The organism is Tissierella sp. MB52-C2, assembly GCF_030931715.1.
Lineage (GTDB): Bacteria > Bacillota > Clostridia > Tissierellales > Tissierellaceae > Tissierella.
The window spans coordinates 109,306-126,212 of record NZ_CP133261.1; the positions used below are offsets into that span (position 1 = coordinate 109,306).

General features: G+C 31.5%; 21 protein-coding genes. 11 read left to right on the plus strand and 10 right to left on the minus strand.

The annotated features are described in order from the left end of the window. Together RBU61_RS00510 and RBU61_RS00515 are read right to left on the minus strand one after the other, a co-directional pair. The gene (locus RBU61_RS00510; RefSeq protein WP_154440707.1) at window positions 1–210 is read right to left on the minus strand and encodes a helix-turn-helix transcriptional regulator; all 210 of its coding nucleotides are present in this window, start codon (window positions 208–210) and stop codon (window positions 1–3) included. Window positions 211–220: 10 nt separating this feature from the next. Continuing rightward, on the minus strand, window positions 221–703 hold the full coding sequence (locus tag RBU61_RS00515; RefSeq protein ID WP_308877442.1) for a DUF2975 domain-containing protein: 483 nt from the start codon (window positions 701–703) through the stop codon (window positions 221–223). A 97-nt stretch (window positions 704–800) separates the two neighbouring features. Between RBU61_RS00515 and RBU61_RS00520 the strand changes: the two genes are divergently transcribed. Then, a complete protein-coding gene (locus tag RBU61_RS00520) occupies window positions 801–959 on the plus strand; it encodes a hypothetical protein (protein WP_308877444.1) in 159 nt (52 codons plus the stop codon). 58 nt (window positions 960–1,017) lie between these two features. On the opposite strand, the gene RBU61_RS00525 is transcribed toward RBU61_RS00520, so the two are convergent. The 5 genes from RBU61_RS00525 to pdhA form a co-directional block, all read right to left on the minus strand. Further along, a complete protein-coding gene (locus tag RBU61_RS00525; protein WP_308877445.1) occupies window positions 1,018–1,209 on the minus strand; it encodes a hypothetical protein in 192 nt (63 codons plus the stop codon). A 510-nt stretch (window positions 1,210–1,719) separates the two neighbouring features. Then, the gene (gene lpdA, locus RBU61_RS00530; RefSeq protein ID WP_308877446.1) at window positions 1,720–3,099 is read right to left on the minus strand and encodes a dihydrolipoyl dehydrogenase; all 1,380 of its coding nucleotides are present in this window, start codon (window positions 3,097–3,099) and stop codon (window positions 1,720–1,722) included. A gap of 17 nt (window positions 3,100–3,116) precedes the next feature. Beyond that, window positions 3,117–4,409: a dihydrolipoamide acetyltransferase family protein gene (locus RBU61_RS00535; RefSeq protein ID WP_308877447.1), complete on the minus strand. Its 1,293-nt coding sequence runs from the start codon at window positions 4,407–4,409 to the stop codon at window positions 3,117–3,119. Window positions 4,410–4,423: 14 nt separating this feature from the next. Beyond that, on the minus strand, window positions 4,424–5,404 hold the full coding sequence (locus RBU61_RS00540; protein WP_308877448.1) for an alpha-ketoacid dehydrogenase subunit beta: 981 nt from the start codon (window positions 5,402–5,404) through the stop codon (window positions 4,424–4,426). A 1-nt stretch (window position 5,405) separates the two neighbouring features. After that, a complete protein-coding gene (pdhA, locus tag RBU61_RS00545) occupies window positions 5,406–6,488 on the minus strand; it encodes a pyruvate dehydrogenase (acetyl-transferring) E1 component subunit alpha (RefSeq protein WP_308877449.1) in 1,083 nt (360 codons plus the stop codon). Window positions 6,489–6,712: 224 nt separating this feature from the next. Between pdhA and RBU61_RS00550 the strand changes: the two genes are divergently transcribed. The 3 genes from RBU61_RS00550 to RBU61_RS00560 all read left to right on the plus strand — a co-directional run bounded on the left by RBU61_RS00550 (window position 6,713) and on the right by RBU61_RS00560 (window position 8,043). Continuing rightward, a complete protein-coding gene (locus RBU61_RS00550; protein WP_308877450.1) occupies window positions 6,713–7,051 on the plus strand; it encodes a zinc ribbon domain-containing protein YjdM in 339 nt (112 codons plus the stop codon). 204 nt (window positions 7,052–7,255) lie between these two features. Next, window positions 7,256–7,594, plus strand: coding sequence for a YtrH family sporulation protein (locus RBU61_RS00555; protein ID WP_374212470.1), 339 nt, complete (start codon window positions 7,256–7,258; stop codon window positions 7,592–7,594). Beyond that, complete coding sequence (locus tag RBU61_RS00560) at window positions 7,582–8,043, plus strand: hypothetical protein (protein WP_308877452.1); 462 nt, start codon at window positions 7,582–7,584, stop codon at window positions 8,041–8,043. Before RBU61_RS00555 ends, RBU61_RS00560 begins: the two co-directional genes overlap by 13 nt. A 31-nt stretch (window positions 8,044–8,074) precedes the next feature. On the opposite strand, the gene RBU61_RS00565 is transcribed toward RBU61_RS00560, so the two are convergent. Continuing rightward, the gene (locus RBU61_RS00565) at window positions 8,075–8,413 is read right to left on the minus strand and encodes a hypothetical protein (RefSeq protein ID WP_308877453.1); all 339 of its coding nucleotides are present in this window, start codon (window positions 8,411–8,413) and stop codon (window positions 8,075–8,077) included. Between the two features lie 212 nt (window positions 8,414–8,625). Between RBU61_RS00565 and RBU61_RS00570 the strand changes: the two genes are divergently transcribed. After that, window positions 8,626–9,810, plus strand: a complete 1,185-nt coding sequence (locus RBU61_RS00570; protein WP_308877454.1) for a cation:proton antiporter — start codon at window positions 8,626–8,628, stop codon at window positions 9,808–9,810. Window positions 9,811–9,898: 88 nt separating this feature from the next. Here RBU61_RS00570 and RBU61_RS00575 read toward each other — a convergent pair whose 3' ends face one another. Then, window positions 9,899–10,066: a small, acid-soluble spore protein, alpha/beta type gene (locus RBU61_RS00575; protein ID WP_308877455.1), complete on the minus strand. Its 168-nt coding sequence runs from the start codon at window positions 10,064–10,066 to the stop codon at window positions 9,899–9,901. A 203-nt stretch (window positions 10,067–10,269) separates the two neighbouring features. Here RBU61_RS00575 and RBU61_RS00580 point away from each other — a divergent pair, with 203 nt between their 5' ends. From RBU61_RS00580 to RBU61_RS00595, 4 genes are all read left to right on the plus strand, one after another. Beyond that, complete coding sequence (locus tag RBU61_RS00580; protein WP_308877456.1) at window positions 10,270–11,457, plus strand: MBL fold metallo-hydrolase; 1,188 nt, start codon at window positions 10,270–10,272, stop codon at window positions 11,455–11,457. A 10-nt stretch (window positions 11,458–11,467) separates the two neighbouring features. Next, the gene (locus tag RBU61_RS00585) at window positions 11,468–11,671 is read left to right on the plus strand and encodes a DUF3006 domain-containing protein (protein WP_308877457.1); all 204 of its coding nucleotides are present in this window, start codon (window positions 11,468–11,470) and stop codon (window positions 11,669–11,671) included. A gap of 141 nt (window positions 11,672–11,812) precedes the next feature. Beyond that, complete coding sequence (locus RBU61_RS00590; protein ID WP_308877458.1) at window positions 11,813–13,027, plus strand: Tm-1-like ATP-binding domain-containing protein; 1,215 nt, start codon at window positions 11,813–11,815, stop codon at window positions 13,025–13,027. Between the two features lie 16 nt (window positions 13,028–13,043). Further along, a complete protein-coding gene (locus tag RBU61_RS00595) occupies window positions 13,044–13,865 on the plus strand; it encodes a phosphoenolpyruvate hydrolase family protein (RefSeq protein ID WP_308877459.1) in 822 nt (273 codons plus the stop codon). Between the two features lie 79 nt (window positions 13,866–13,944). Here RBU61_RS00595 and RBU61_RS00600 read toward each other — a convergent pair whose 3' ends face one another. Further along, on the minus strand, window positions 13,945–14,385 hold the full coding sequence (locus RBU61_RS00600) for a cupin domain-containing protein (protein WP_374212537.1): 441 nt from the start codon (window positions 14,383–14,385) through the stop codon (window positions 13,945–13,947). Window positions 14,386–14,905: 520 nt separating this feature from the next. Here RBU61_RS00600 and RBU61_RS00605 point away from each other — a divergent pair. Together RBU61_RS00605 and RBU61_RS00610 are read left to right on the plus strand one after the other, a co-directional pair. Further along, a complete protein-coding gene (locus RBU61_RS00605; RefSeq protein WP_308877461.1) occupies window positions 14,906–15,811 on the plus strand; it encodes a LysR family transcriptional regulator in 906 nt (301 codons plus the stop codon). 73 nt (window positions 15,812–15,884) lie between these two features. After that, entirely contained in the window at window positions 15,885–16,757 is an 873-nt protein-coding gene (locus RBU61_RS00610) for an NAD(P)H-dependent oxidoreductase (RefSeq protein WP_308877462.1), read from the plus strand. Window positions 16,758–16,907 lie beyond the last annotated feature (150 nt).

Consider the following 16,907-nt stretch of genomic DNA (forward strand, 5'->3'; position numbering starts at 1 on the left):
TTAAATATCACTTTTATATTCAAGAATATCTCCGGGCTGACATTCTAAGGCCTTGCATATGGCCTCTAAAGTTGATAATCTAATGGCTTTTGCTTTTCCATTCTTCAATATGGAAATATTAGCCATTGTTATTCCAACTTTCTCTGAAAGTTCTGTTACACTCATTTTTCTTTTAGCTAACATTACATCAATATTAATTATAATTGCCATGTTATTCACCTCATATGGTTAAATCGTTAATTGACTTCATTTCTACGGCCTCGTTTAAAAGTTTTTGAAGAACTGCTGAAAACACTGCAATTACCATAGAAGCAAAGCTAATCACTAGGCCTAATACTATAATTCCCGGAGCATCATCTATCTCTGCCATAAGATAAAAGAAGGGAATATTCATTGCATATAATACACTAATTGCAATTGCACAGTATTTTATATTTTTTAAGGCTTTTACAGATAGCTCTGAGAAAGCCTTATTTTTGTCAATATAGTTTAAAAGTTCAAAGGCTTGATATAGAGCAAAATAAAAAGGTACAGCTGTAGCATATAAATTGGCCGAAATTAAGTATTTTATATAAGTCATATCTGGATATAGACTTGCTGCATAGTTCCCTATTTTTGGTATCAAGAATATACATACAAGGAAAATAGGAACCCCTATAAGGATAACAGCGATTCTCAAAAAGAGTGTCGATCCCTTTTTCATAAAAACACCTCCATGAAATACTAATAAATAGATTATAAGTAATTATTTATCGAATGTCAATAAATAATTATTGGGAATAAATAGAAATGTATTGAATTTGGATACATATTTATTCGATCTACAAGATAAATATGATATGATAGAGCTAGAAATAGCTTATCTTGAAAATATAGATGAAAGAATAAGGGTTGTTGGTGATGTAAGAGTTACTGGAATAAAGGACTATTGGAGGACATTGGATTACGCTATAAGTTAAAAGCTATAACACAAGGTAAAACCTTGTATTATAGCTTTTTTACAATATAATTTTATTCTCATTTTAAATTAAAAAAACTTCTTGAAATCTTAAATACTAAGAGATTAATAATAAGGACTATAGGAAGACCTAAAAGTAACAATTGTATCCAATTAAGTTTTAAATTAAAAATTAAATAAAAAATTATAGGTAATTTAATTAATGCTGTTACAATCTTTTCCTTACCCGACATATCCTTCCATATATTCATTTTTTACCTCCATTAAACTATAATTTATAACATTAATCATAATTAATAACTCTTAAATTCTTTGTATCTTATATAGCACCTTTTCTTTAGAACTCAAGAATATTTTTATTCTCAAGAATAATTTTTAATTTTAAAAGTTTTCTGTTTAATATTTGCCTATAGTTTATAACGTATACAGTAGTTTGTAAACATGTTCATAAATAAAAAACTCCCAGAACGGTACTAGTGTTGTATTAATGTAAAATTTAAGCTTTGACAAAATGGATGTCATACCCATACCATCCATTTTATTCATGTTATGCTATATATTATATATTTACGATCAATTACTTCTGTTATTTTATTAAAAACCGTTTTATTATATTGATCCATAAAGAAGAACCTCCCGTGTTAAATTGTTTTCTAGTTAAAACCAATTTAACACAGGAGGTTCTTTATTCATTGTATAAATTTTTCCATAGCAATCTGTAATTATCTTTTTAATGCAACACTAGTACTCCAAAGGGAGTTTTAAAAATGAATTGGTTTATCTATGGCACCAAAGGCTGCTTCCATCATTGCTTCTGATAAGGTAGGATGAGGGTGGATTCCTTCCTTAATATCGTAGACTGTTCCTTCAAGTTTCATAATCATTACTGCTTCTGCAATCATATCTGTAGCATGACTTGCCATAATATGTGTGCCTAAGACTTCACCATATTTTTTATCTGCTATTATCTTTATAAATCCTACATTTTCTCCTTCAGCTAAGGCTTTACCATTGGCTGATAAAGGGAACTTACTGACTATGACGTCATATCCTTTTTCCTTAGCCTCTTCTTCTGTAAGCCCTACACTAGCTAACTCAGGGAATGTATATATACATTGAGGTACTATATTATAATCTACTTTAGATTTCATTCCCATAATATTTTCAGCGGCAATCACTCCCTCATGGGAAGCTACATGGGCTAAGGCATATTTACCATTTAAGTCTCCTATGGCATATACTCCATCTACACTAGTTTCCATTCTTTCGTTTGTTTCTACAAAACCCTTGGAATCTAGCTTTAGATTTAGACTTTCTAATCCCTTCAATTGTGGCTTCAATCCTAAGGATACAAGATATTTGTCTCCTTTAAATAACTTTTCCTTACCTTTGTGTTCAATTAAAACTCCATCATTTGATATAGACTTTAACTTAGTATTGGTCAATATATTCATACCTGATTTTTTAAGCTGTCTTTCAAGGGTAGTGGCCATTTCTGATTCTGTAGAACTCAATATTCTACTGGATCTTTGAATTAGAGTTACCTTAGAGCCTAGAGAATTAAAAAGTGTTGCAAACTCCACTGCTATGACTCCACCGCCAACTACTATTAATTCCTCTGGAATTTCTTTTAAACTTAATGCACCTTTGCTATTTATAACTCTACCAGATTCCACCATATGATCTAATCCATCTATGGAAGGAAAGTTTTCCTTTGCTCCAGTGGCTATAATAAGGCTCTTTCCCCAAAGAGTAGTATCATTTACTTTAATTTCATTTTTATTTAAAACAGTTCCCATACCTTCATAAATATCAATTTTATTCTTTTTCATAAGGGATTCTATACCAGATACTAGCTGGTTAACTACTTTATCTTTCCTGTTTATTAAAGAATTCCAATCTACCTTTATATTATCTACATCAATACCTACTATGCCAAATTCTTCTCCTCTTAAAATATCCTTATAGAGTTTAGCAGTTCTAAGCATTGTCTTAGTAGGTATACAACCCCAATTCAGACAAACACCACCTAATCTTTCTTTTTCTATTAAAGCGACCTTTGCCCCAAGCTGGGCTGCCCTTATGGCAGCCACATAACCTCCCGGGCCTCCGCCTAAAACAAGAATATCGTATTTACTCATATAATCACCTTCTCTTTCTATGACATTAGTAAAAGTATTTCTGGGTTAGATAATAATTGAGTTAGCATATTTAGGAAACGAGCACCACTGGCACCGTCAATTATTCTATGGTCATAGGATAGAGATAAAGGCAGCATATGGGCAATTACTATTTCATCATCCTTTACAATAGGTTTCTTTACAATACGACCTATACCAAGGATTGCTGATTCAGGGTAGTTAATAATTGGGATACCAAATAGTCCACCGATTGAACCATAATTAGTTACAGTAAAAGTACTTCCCTTTAATTCATGGAGCTCTGCCTTATTTTCCTTGGCTCTATTACTTAAATCTTCTACTTCTTTAGCAATTTCTACAATACTTTTTTCATCTGCATCTTGAAGCACTGGTACCATAAGCCCTCTATCAGTATCTGTTGCTATACCAATATGATAGAAATGCTTTAGGACTAATTCCTGATTTTCTTCATCGAAGGATGAGTTAAATTCAGGGAATTCTTTCAGTACTCTTATGACAGCCTTAATAATAAATGGTAAATAAGTTAGATTAATATCTTCAGCTTTAAACCTATCCTTGTGCCTATTTCTAAACTCTACTAATTTAGAAACATCTATTTCATCCATTGCAGTTGTATGAGGTATAGTAAATCTAGATTTTGACATTTGCTCTGCAATAGTCTTTCTAATTCTTGTAAGTGGAATTCTTTCCAATTTCTCATTATTATCATAATTTACTTTTACTGGTTCAGTCTTAGGTTCTTCTACCCTAGCCGGTTTAGTGTCTTCCTTAGAATTTAAAATATCTTCCTTCATTACTCTTCCATTTGGACCTGTTCCTTCTATGATTTGAATATCTACTCCTAAATCTTTAGCCATTTTTCTAGCTACAGGAGTAGCTAATACTTTTTTCTTATGAGCTGTTTCTTTTAGCATATTTTGACCTTCAGTACTAGATGGAATCACTTCTGAGGAAGCTATGACTTCTCCTACAACTCCTGCAGTTTCTTCTTCTACGACTTCTTCTTTTTCAGATAGTTCATTTAGTTCTTGTTCATTTTCTAAAGAGCCATCAGAAGTATCTATTACAATAAAAATTTGCTCTACTTCAATAGTATCTCCTTCTTCAAACTTCAATTCTAATACTTTACCTGATCTTGCAGAAGGGATTTCTGTAGTGACCTTATCTGTTTCTACCTCAGCTACAGATTGCCCTTCCTCTATATCTTCACCTTCATGGACTAACCATTTCATAAGAGTACCTTCTCTTATACCTTCACCTATATCTGGGAAACGAAATTCAAATTTCATAATATACCTCCTAACTAAAACTTAACTAAATCTTCAATTGTTTTTGCTATTCTTTCAGGAGATGGAATATAATGTTTTTCTCCCCTTGGAAGAGGGAAAGTAGTATCAAATCCTGTTACACGAGTAGGAGGAGCTTCTAAATATAAGAATGCCTTTTCATTTAGAATAGCTACAATCTCTGCTCCTGTACCTAAAGTCTTTGGAGCTTCGTGGACTACTATGGCTCTTCCAGTTTTCTTAACTGATTGAACAAAAGTCTCTCTGTCCATTGGAGCGATGGTTCTTAGATCTATTATTTCTGGATGGATTCCTTTGGCTTTTACCATTTGGGCAGCTTTCTGCACATCTCTAACCATTGCACCCCAAGTTATAATAGTTACATCTTCTCCTTCTTCCACAACCTTTGCTTTACCAATAGGAAGTGTATAAGCGTCTTCTGGAATATCTTGTTTAAAGGCTCTATATATTCTCTTTGGTTCTAGAAATAAAACTGGGTCAGGATCTCTAATTGCTGCTATAAGAAGTCCCTTTGCATCATAAGGGGTAGAGGGAATAACGACTTTGAGCCCTGGTATATGAGCATAAAGTGCTTCCGTACTTTCAGAGTGATGTTCCAATGCCCTAATACCTCCACCGTAAGGAGCACGAATTACCATAGGCAAAGTATATCTACCTCTACTACGGTTTCTCATTCTAGCAACATGAGATATTATTTGGTTAAAGGCAGGATAGGAGAAGCCCATAAACTGCATTTCTACAACTGGTTTTAGTCCATTAACTGCCATACCCACTGCTGTACCTACTATGGCAGATTCTGCAAGGGGAGAGTCAAAGGCTCTCATCTTTCCAAACTTCTCTTGCAATCCAACAGTGGCTCTAAAAACTCCACCTTCAAGACCTACGTCTTCACCATAAACTACTACAGTTTCATCACTTTCCATTTCATTCATTAAAGCTTGATTAACAGCTTGAACTATATTTAATGTGTTAGCCATATTATTTACCTCCTTCTAAAAAAGACTTGTATTCCAACAATTGTTCCTCTAATTGTGGAGGCAGTGTTTCATAGTGATACTTAAATATATCATCAATTTCAGTATCAGATTTATTTTCAATTGATTCGAAAGTAGACATTACTTCATTTTCTAATTCTTTTTTAATCTTTTCTTCCCATTCCTCTGTTAATATATTCTTATTTAATAAATATTTTTTAAATCTTAATAATGGGTCTTTATGTTTCCATTCTTCTACTTCAGAATCTTCCCTATACAAAGTAGGATCATCAGAAGTAGTATGAGCACCTAATCTATAGGTGAAGGCTTCTATGAGTGTAGGACCTTCACCATTTCTAGCTCTATCTATGGCTTCTTTTGTAGCAGAATACATGGCAAATATATCATTGCCATCTACTACAATACCTGGCATACCATAAGCAATAGCTTTTTGAGCTAAGGTTTTACTCTTAGTCTGTTTTTCCCTAGCAACTGAAATAGCGTATTGATTATTTTGGATTATAAATACTACTGGAGCATTAAAAACTGCGGCAAAGTTTAAAGCCTCATGGAAATCTCCGTGGGAAGTACCACCATCTCCAATATAAGTTACTACTGCATTTTTCTCTCCTTTAATATTATTTGCCATACCAATACCTGCTGCATGTTGATATTGAGAACCTATAGGAACAGATACAGGAAGTACTTTTACACCTTCTGGCATATAACTTCCCCATTCATTTCCATACCAATATAAATAAATGTTTTTAAGAGGAACACCTCTAACTAACCAAGCCCCTAATTCTCTAAAAGCAGGAACTAACCAGTCTTCCTTATCCATGGCATAGGCACTGCCTATTTGGGCAGCTTCTTGACCAGTGTTAGGAGCATAGGTAAGCATCCTTCCCTGTCTTTGATATGATAAAGCTTTTTCATCTATTGTACGAGTGTATAACATAGTCCTATAAAGATATAATAATTCCTCATCGGACAGTGCTGGAATATCTGTTTCGTTTATAATTTCGCCATCGGCATTTAAAATACTATAATATTTTTCATCTAGAGGGTTATAATCTTCAAATCTCATTTTACTACCTCCTTATATATAAATAACTAATTGATAACCATTATCATTTGTATTTATTTTATTCCCTAAATATAATAAACTAAACATGAGGACATGCTTTAATTTTCATATACTTTGAGATTATTTGTAAATAAAAGTGAACTATGGTACTATATATGCCTATGAGGAAAGCTAAAATAAATTATAAATTTATATAAAAATTAATGATGAAAGGAGAGATAAATATGTCAAGCTTACCAAATTGTCCAAAGTGTAGTTCAGAATATACTTATGAAGATGGACACCTTCTTGTTTGTCCAGAGTGTGCTCACGAGTGGAACCCAGATATACAACAAGAATCTACCGATGAGAAGGTAGTAAAAGATGCCAATGGGAATGTACTTAGTGATGGTGATGATATAATAGTGATTAAGGATCTTAAGGTAAAGGGAAGTTCATCATCTGTAAAGATAGGTACAAAGGTGAAAAATATAAAATTAGTTGATGGGGACCACGATATTGATTGTAAAATTGATGGATTTGGAGCCATGAAACTAAAATCTGAATTTGTAAAAAAAGCATAACTATGTACTTAACAGATAAAGACCTATGGATTATACATAATCCATAGGTCTTTATTTATTAAAAAATCTTATTTCTATAAAATAGGTTAATATCCTCAAGAGTTAGTAATTGAAACAAATAGAAGACTTAAAATATGATTACTAACATAAACAGAAAAAGTAAACATATCTTATAAAATAGAATTGCTTCGGGAGATGAGTATATTGTCTGATTTTTATATAAGTATAGTACAAAACTTTTGTATTGCTTTTGGCGTAGTAGTTGGAGGAAGTGTATTCGCAGGAATAGGAGCAATTATAACTAATAATCCACCTCTTAGGACTATGCTAAATGTGGCAAGCTCTATTAAAATATGGGCCGTTGCCATTGCCTTAGGCGGAACATTTTCTTCTTTTATAATAATTGATAAAGGTTTGTTAGAAGGAGAGCTAAAGTCCATTATAAAACAGATGATATATATATTAATAGCACTTTTAGGAGCAAATTTAGGATTTTCTTTTATTAAGTTAATTCAAAGGAGTAGTGAAATATGGCTAAAGTAAGAAGAACAAGGTATATAGTATGTCTTTTCACAGGCTTTATCTCAGGTGTTTTAATGGGGATAGCTGTTTTTACTACTTTAGTTAGCTACAGAATAGATGAATATCATAAAACAATAATATATTTAGAGAATACAATTGAAGATAGAGATGCTAAGTTGGAGAAACTAGAACAAACTATTAGTGATACCAATATGATACTTAAAGATATAGAGATAAAACTAATCTTTGATGGAGATGAAATAGATAGAATAGATATAGAAAAGTCTATAAAAGAAAAATATAATACTTTAATTGGAAAAGAAGTTAAAAGCATAGATACAGATATACTTTCAGAAGTAGTAGATAAGAGAATTTTTAAAATAGAAAAAAAGGAATACAAGCTAAAGGTAGAAAAATTAATATTGACAGAAATACTAAAGATATATGTTAGTGTGGAGTTAAAGGAGTAGTAATGACTGTAATAAATTACAGTCATATATTTTATGCATGTCCTCCTCGAAATCGCAATACAGGTAAGACAAATAGAAATCCTATGCCCTTTTTATTATCTATATCTAAAATATTGCTAATACGATCAATTGCCTCATTTAATACATTTTCATTATTAATAACACTTATTATAGTTTTATTATAAGGTTTATTTTCATTTAAAATAGTTGAAAGACTAGAAAGAATGCCTTCATTAATATTATGTTCCAATAATGTTTTACCCATTCCTATACTATCAATTGTTGTTGCTCCTACCTCTAGATTGTACAGTGTTTCTAGAATAGTATCTAATTTTTCTGTTTGATTTAATATTAAAAACAAAGCATACATGTAAACTCTCCTTATTTAATAAATTTAATCATACTTATAACACTTTATTATATCAGATTGAAGAATCATGTTAAATACTTTTTCAAATTTTCTCGTGGGTTGCAAAATTATAAAAATAGGAATATAATTTACTATTGTAAAAGTATTAAAGAATATATAAATAAAATACTTTTATATTAATAAATTAAATAACAATAGAGGTGAATGTTTTTATGCATGAATTGTATTATATAGCAATTATTATTTTATCTGGCATCATAATGGCAAGAGTAGTATCTATACTAAAACTTCCCCATGTTACTGGATACTTATTAGCTGGGGTATTGATTGGACCTTCAATTTTCAATTTGGTACCCAAAGAAGTTAGTAGTAGTTTGGAAATCATATCAGAAGCTGCCCTAGGATTTATTGCTTATAGTATAGGGAGTGAAATAAATTTTCAACAATTAAAAAAAGTAGGAAAATCATTAATAACCATAACATTTTTTGAGGCTTTATGTCCAGTAATTTTAGTTACACTAACCATGGTATTTATATTTAAACAGTCTCTTGCATTTTCAATGGTAATTGGAGCGATTGCTTCAGCCACTGCCCCAGCTGCAACAATTATGATTATTAGGCAGTATAGGGCTAAGGGACCAGTGGTAGATACTCTCCTTCCAGTTGTTGCCATGGATGATGGGGTAGCCATAGTAGCATTTGGTATTGCGATTACAATAGCTAAATCTTTAATGAATGTTGGGGGAGAATTTTCAATTATAAGTGCTATATTTATGCCAATATGGGAAATTATACTTGCATTGGGAATTGGATTTATTATAGGTATTATATTATGTTATGTAATTCCTAAGATTAAAGGTGAAGATGAACTATTATGTATGGTTATAGCAAGTGTCTTTGCTGCCATAGGACTTGCCACATTACTAAATGTTTCTACACTTTTAGTTTGTATGATGATAGGTGTTACTGTTTCTAACTTAGCTCGTAACAGTACTAAGGCCTTGCATATTGTCAATAGAATAACACCACCTATATTTATATCATTCTTTACACTAGCAGGAATAGATCTAGATTTAGGGGTACTTAGATACGCAGGACTTATGGGGATTGCATATGTATTAGTAAGAGTTATAGGAAAAATAGTAGGAGCATCAATTGGTGCTAGATTAACTAATTCAGATAAGATGGTACAAAAATACTTAGGTTTTGCTTTAGTACCACAGGCTGGAGTTGCTATTGGATTATCTATGATAGCGCAGACAGTAATGCCTGAATTTGGATCAACCATAAGAACAGTAATATTAGCCTCAACAGTAATATATGAATTAGTTGGACCTGTTATAGCTAAAACTGCTTTAGTAAAAGCGGGGGAAATAAATTTAAGTGAAGCTTACTAAAATTTTAATTAAATTATTATAAAAATGCTCTTTTCTACAAATTTAGAAAAGAGCATTTATTTTTAATTAAGCAGATACTAAATTATAACTATTCTTCCTTATTATTAAGTTTTCTTTCAGCTCTTTCAACTAGATTTACAGTCATAGTACCATCTACAGTTTCTTTATTAGTTAAATCAGCATCTAATTCATTAGCAATTTCTGCTTTCATTTGGTCTAAAGCTATACTAGCATTTCTATCTATTGGTTTTACCATTAAAATCACCTCTTTTTATTTACTTTTATTTTGTACGAAAAATAAGTTCTAATACAAGGTAATTTATAGATATGAATTAGGAATTTTAATTTTTGTAAATGAAAAATACTATTATAATCATATGATGTGATATAATTAATAAGATTAACAGAAATTAGTTAAAGATTACTATTTAGTAAAAAACAAAGAAGTGAGGTATTAATATGAAAAATTTCAAAAAAATAATTACATTTATATTTGCAATAATTGTAATTATTTCATTAACAGCCTGTGAAGATATTATGGATACTAATTCAGAGGTCAGTATGGGTGAAGTTTTAGAGGTACATTTTATTGATGTAGGTCAGGCAGACTCTATTTTTATTAAAAAAGGAGAGGAAGCCATGTTAATTGATGCTGGTGACAATAAAGATGGAAAAACAGTTGTAGATTATATTAAAAAGCAAAATGTAAGTAAACTAAATTATGTAATAGGCACCCATCCCCATGCAGACCATATAGGTGGATTAGATGATGTGATTGATAACTTCCCTATTGATAAAATAATTATGCCAAATGCCATCGCTAATACAAAAACCTTTGAAGATGTATTAGATAGTATAGATAAAAAGGGATTAAAGATTACAAAGCCAAAAGTTGGAGATAGATATGATTTAGATGGTGCAGAATTTATTGTCCTTGCACCTAATGGAGAGGATTATGCAAGTTTAAATGATTATTCAGTTGTAGTAAAGTTAATAAATGGAGAGACTTCTTTTCTATTTACAGGAGATGCAGAAGCATTATCAGAAAATGAAATATTAAAAAACAATAGAAATCTATTAAAATCAGATGTACTTAAAGTTGGACATCATGGTAGTGTAACATCAACATCACAAGATTTTTTAGAAGCAGTTAATCCTTATGTTGCAGTAATATCTTCAGAAACTGGAAATAGTTATGGACATCCTCATAAGGAAATAATAGAAAGACTAACAGAAAAGAATATAGATATATGTAGAACAGATTTACAAGGGACAATAATAATTAAAAGTAATGGAAAGGGTTTAGAGTTCAATGATAAGGAAATAGTTCTTAATAACAGTTCTCCTGTTAATAAGCCAGATGTAATAATAAGTCATGTTGATAAAATAGAAGAAATAGTAACTATAAAGAATAATTCAAAGGATGAGATTAATCTAGAAGGATGGAAGCTTCTTTCTGTAACAGGTAATCAAGAATATATATTTCCTAAGTATGTCCTAAAGGGGGCAGAAGTAGTTACAGTAACCAGTGGAGATAAGGAAGGAGATTTAAATTGGGGAAGTAATAATATATGGAACAATACAAAGAGTGATCCTGCTGTACTTTATGATGAGTCTGGTAAAGAAATATTTAGATTTAATGACTAGGGGTGATTAAATGAAATTTACTATTGATAGGTTTGAAGAAGATTTTGCAATAGTTGAACTGGAAAATAAAGATACAATAGAAATCCCAAGAATTATAATTCCAGAAGAAGCTAGGGAAGGAGATATTATAAGTATTACCATAGAAAAAGCTGAAACTGATGAGAGAAAAGAGAGAATACGAGGAAAGTTTGATAGGCTATTTTGCGGAGAGTAAACTAAGATAAAGAAGGCACTTACAATTGCATTTAAATAAAAGCTTCTGGAAATTTTTGGAGTATATCTATTATTTTATAATCTAATGTATATTTAGGGTATAATCTATAATAATAAACTTAAAATGGAAAGGAGTTTTTTAATGAAAACTATTGCAATTGCAGGAACTTTTGACTCTAAAGGTAAAGAGTTTTCTTATGTAAAGAATGTTTTAGAAGGATTAGGCTTAAAAACCCTTACAATACATTGTGGCGTATTTGAGCCTATGTTTGAAACAGATATATCTAATGAAGAAGTTGCAAAAGAAGTAGGAGCAGATATTAAAGAGATTGCAGCTAAAAAAGATAGGGCATTAGGAACTGAAATTCTATCAAAGGGAATGGAGAAATTAATTCCTAGACTATATGCAGAGGGAAAATTTCATGGAATAATTTCTCTTGGAGGAACTGGAGGGACATCTTTAGTAACTCCCGGTATGAGAGCGTTGCCAATAGGAGTACCTAAAGTCATGGTGTCTACAGTTGCATCAGGTAATACTCAGCAATATGTTGGAACTAGCGATATTATGATGTATCCTTCAATTGTTGATGTATCGGGATTAAACTCAATTTCCACTAAGATATTTACAAATGCTGCTTTTGCAATAGCAGGGATGGTAAATTTTGAACATAGGCAAAAGATTGATAAAAAGCCTTTAATTGCAGCTACTATGTTTGGAGTAACTACTCCTTGTGTAGATATGGCTAGAGAATATTTAGAAAAAGAGGGATATGAAGTACTAGTATTCCATGCAACAGGCACAGGTGGAAGGACTATGGAAAGACTTATAGAGGATGGATTCTTTGATGGAGTACTTGATTTAACTACAACGGAGTGGTGTGATGAATTAGTGGGAGGAGTTTTAGCTGCCGGACCTCATAGATTGGAAGCGGCAGGAAGGAATAAAATCCCACAGGTGGTCTCTCTTGGGGCATTGGACATGGTAAACTTTGGACCTATGGATACTGTTCCTAAAGAATTCGATGGAAGAAACTTTTATAAACATAATCCTACTGTAACCTTGATGCGTACTACTATAGATGAAAATAAGAGATTAGGAGAAATAATCTCTGAAAAGCTAAATGATACAAATGGCTTCACAACCTTAATGATTCCTCTTAAAGGAGTATCTATGATTGATGCAGAAGGGCAGCCTTTCTATGGACCAAAAGAAGATAAGATGTTATTTGATACCATAAGAAGCAATATTGATAAAGATAAAATAGAATTAATTGAATTAGATTTTAATATTAATGATAGAGAATTTGCAGAAGCAGCAGCTAAGAAGCTAATAGAACTAATGAAGAATAACAAATAATATTGGAGGAATATGTATGTCTAGAATTGAGATACTGAAGAAATTAAAAGATGAGGTAACAAAGGGAAATATTATTTTGGGGGCAGGAGCAGGTACAGGTATATCTGCAAAAAGTGGAGAAGCTGGCGGAGTAGATTTAATTATTATATATAATTCAGGCAGATATAGAATGGCGGGGCGTGGCTCGCTGGCAGGGCTTCTTTCCTATGGAGATGCAAATCAAATTGTAGTGGATATGGGAAATGAAGTTTTACCTGTAGTTAAAGAGACTCCTGTCCTTGCTGGAGTTTGTGGTACTGACCCTTTCCGTATTATGGATGTATTTTTAAAACAATTAAAGGAACAGGGATTTGCAGGAGTTCAAAACTTTCCAACTGTAGGACTAATAGATGGAGTATTTAGACAAAACTTAGAAGAAACAGGTATGGGATATGACCTTGAAGTAGATATGATAAGAAAGGCTCATGAATTAGATTTATTAACTACACCATATGTATTTGATACTAAACAAGCTAAGAAAATGGCAGAGGCAGGAGCAGATATTTTAGTGGCTCATATGGGTCTTACAACAAAGGGAACAATTGGAGCAAAAACAGCTCTAAACTTAGATGATGCAGTAAAGAAAGTGCAGGAGATTTGCGATGCAGGTAAATCTGTAAATCCTGATGTTATGATACTTTGCCATGGAGGACCTATTGCTGAACCAGAGGATGCAGCCTATGTTCTTCAAAGGACTAAAGGTGTAGATGGTTTCTTTGGTGCATCTAGTATTGAACGTTTTGCTACTGAAGTAGGTATTAAAAAACAAGCAGAAATGTTTAAGGAAATTAAGAAATAAATATAGTTATAAATTTTAAAAAGAGGCGTTCATAACTGATTTATCAGTTATGAAATGCCCCTTTTTTAATTTGTATCAACTAGTATATATTAGATTCCATGGCATCTTCTTTAGTCTTCTGAATAGTACCATGAGGATGTTGAGGAGGTGCATAAATAGAATATAGTTTAAGAGGAACGCAACCTATATTAATTAAATTATGCCATTTACCAGCAGGCACAAATATTACATAACCATCATAGACTTTTTCTTGAAAATACAAATTATCTCTACTATCTCCCATTAAAACAAGACCTTGGCCTTCCTCAATTCTTATAAATTGATCATGGCCAATATGGAGTTCTAGACCTATATCATCCCTAGGATTAATACTCATTACAGTAAGTTGTAAATAATTTCCTGTCCATAAAGCAGCTCGATAATTATAGTTTTGTTCTGTAGCTTCTTCAATATTAACTACATAGGGGTTTGGACCGTGGTCACTTAAATCAATACATTTCTCCCAACAGTTGGGAGGCATTACTGGTGGTCTATTACAGCAAGGAGATGAATATCCTAGGTAATTATTATACATTGAATTATTGTTATTTTGTTGATCATATGGATCATAGTTATTATTCATTATATCCTTCCTTTCATTAGGTTTTTAATAGTATATGTAATATAGACTGAGTAGGTGATAACTTTGATAGTTAGTAGATAAAATATATCTGTGAAAAATAGAGTATCGCATTAATAGAACGAATAAAATAGCCTTAGATAATGATATAATAAAAATTACAAATACATTAGAGAACTATCAGATTGGAACATATTTGATGTCCAGGCAAATATATGGGAAATAAAAGAGGATATGATAATAGATGTGCTGAAGTAGAAGAAAAGTGATTTTGAAATAGATTATTGCCAATGATTATATAAATATAGAGTCATTGGCAATAAAAAATACATATAGCTGAATTGTTGAAACTTTAACAGGCTTATAGTATATTATGTATAGTCTAAAATATGTCAATGTTTATAAATAGATAGGAGAAAATATGGATTTTAATCAATTAAGATATATAGTAGAGATTGTTGAAACAGGGAGCATATCAAAGGCAGCCAGTAATCTGTTTATATCTCAGCCTAATTTAAGTAATCAAATTACAAGTTTAGAAAACGAAATAGGTAAAAACATTTTCTATAGAAATAATAGGGGAGTAACTTTAACTTCCTATGGCGTTGAAGTATATCATCATGCCAAATCACTAGTAAAACAGTTTGAAATTATTGAAGGCAAACTTTTAACAAAATCCAATGGAAATAAGATAAAGATTGCTTCCTTTGGTTCTGAGGTAATCAATTTTCAATTTTATGAAGTTTGTAGAAGATATAATAATGAAAACTATGAATTTGAGCTTTATGAATCGGGTGTAGAAGAATCTATAGAAAAGGTAATAACGAGAGATTGTGATATAGGGATTATAATTTACAGTGAATTTCAAAGAAAAAAGCTATTACAATATTTAGTAGCAGAGGGATTAGAGTTACAGGATTTATTTGTGGGACAAATGAAGATTCATATGAGCAAGAAATATGAAAAGAGTAAAATGGAAAGTTTAAGTAGAGATGATTTGCAGGGGCTTTTCCATGTGAAAAAAACTTATTTATTTGAAGGAATGTTTAGCTTGAATTATGAGTTGGAGTATTTAGGTATTCCTGAAACTAATAAAACAATTTTAGCCAACGGAAACAAGACGTATAATGATGCTTTGCATAATCTACCATCCTTTGCAATGGAAATAGACTGGAAATGTAAGAAAAAGATTCACAGCGATTTGGCGAGGATTTCTTATGAAAAGAAACATCTAGATATAACTTGTGCAATGGTTAAGAGAAAAAATGAAATATTAAAAGAAGAACTACTTTTTTTCGTTGATAAACTAATAGAGTCATATAATTAGTTCTGATACTTAGATATTAATAGCTATATTAAGGCTATTTAATATAATAAAATATTTTACATAGGAGGAAGCCATGAAGAAAAGAATTTTAGCAATAACTATGATTTTATCTTTAGTTATGACTATGGCAGGATGCGCAAAAAATGAAAATAATGTGGTAAATGAAAATGATGTACAAGATGTGTCAACAGAGGAAAGTATTGATGTAGGAACATCTGCAACTGTTGATGGAGCAACATCAGCAACAATAGTACCAGATGAATTAATTCAAGAGTATAAGCCAAAAGGCTTCACAGATGAAGCTGGAAAGAAGGCTCTATTTGTAGTAGGGGATCCAAGAAAATATAGTTTGAACTATGATTTGATTAATACAGCTATGAAGCATTTTGAAGAAAAAGGTGTAGAGGTTGAATTAAGGGATTTATATGATATGGGCTTTAATCCTGTACTTACAGCAGAGAACTTCTATTATGCTAAGGATGGATTTGGAGAGCCAACTCCAGAAATAAAAAAAGAGCAAGAATTTGTAGCAAAGGCTGATTATATTATATTCTGCTATCCGAACTGGCATGATACTCCAACGGCAATAGTTAAAGGATATATGGAAACTGTATTTGCTAAACAGTTTGCATATCAAGATACAGACAAAGGACTAGAGGGAATGCTAAAAGATAAAAGTATATATACCATAATGAACGCAGGATTCTTAGGTGGCGGTAGAGGTTATATAGGTGATGGAGTAGGTATTGATGATGAAGCTTGGGATGAATATATGGAAGCTTTTAGAGTATTAGATGAGGATACAGCTGGTTTCTGGGGAGTTGAAAATAAAGGTAGATTTGTAAACGATAGATCACCAAAAAACAGTTCTGAAACTTATGAAGAGGAATTAACAAAATTAAGAGAAGAATTGATTGAAAAACTAAATAAAGATTTTTTTAATTAGAATTAATGGCTCCTAGAAATAGGAGCTTTTTTATATGACCAATAGGAAAAAATCACAGAAAAGAACTTGAATTGACATACGAATAAACTAGGAATTATAAAGCAAAATATAAGTAGTTAGTTTTGGTCTTGCTTGTATTTTAATTTATAT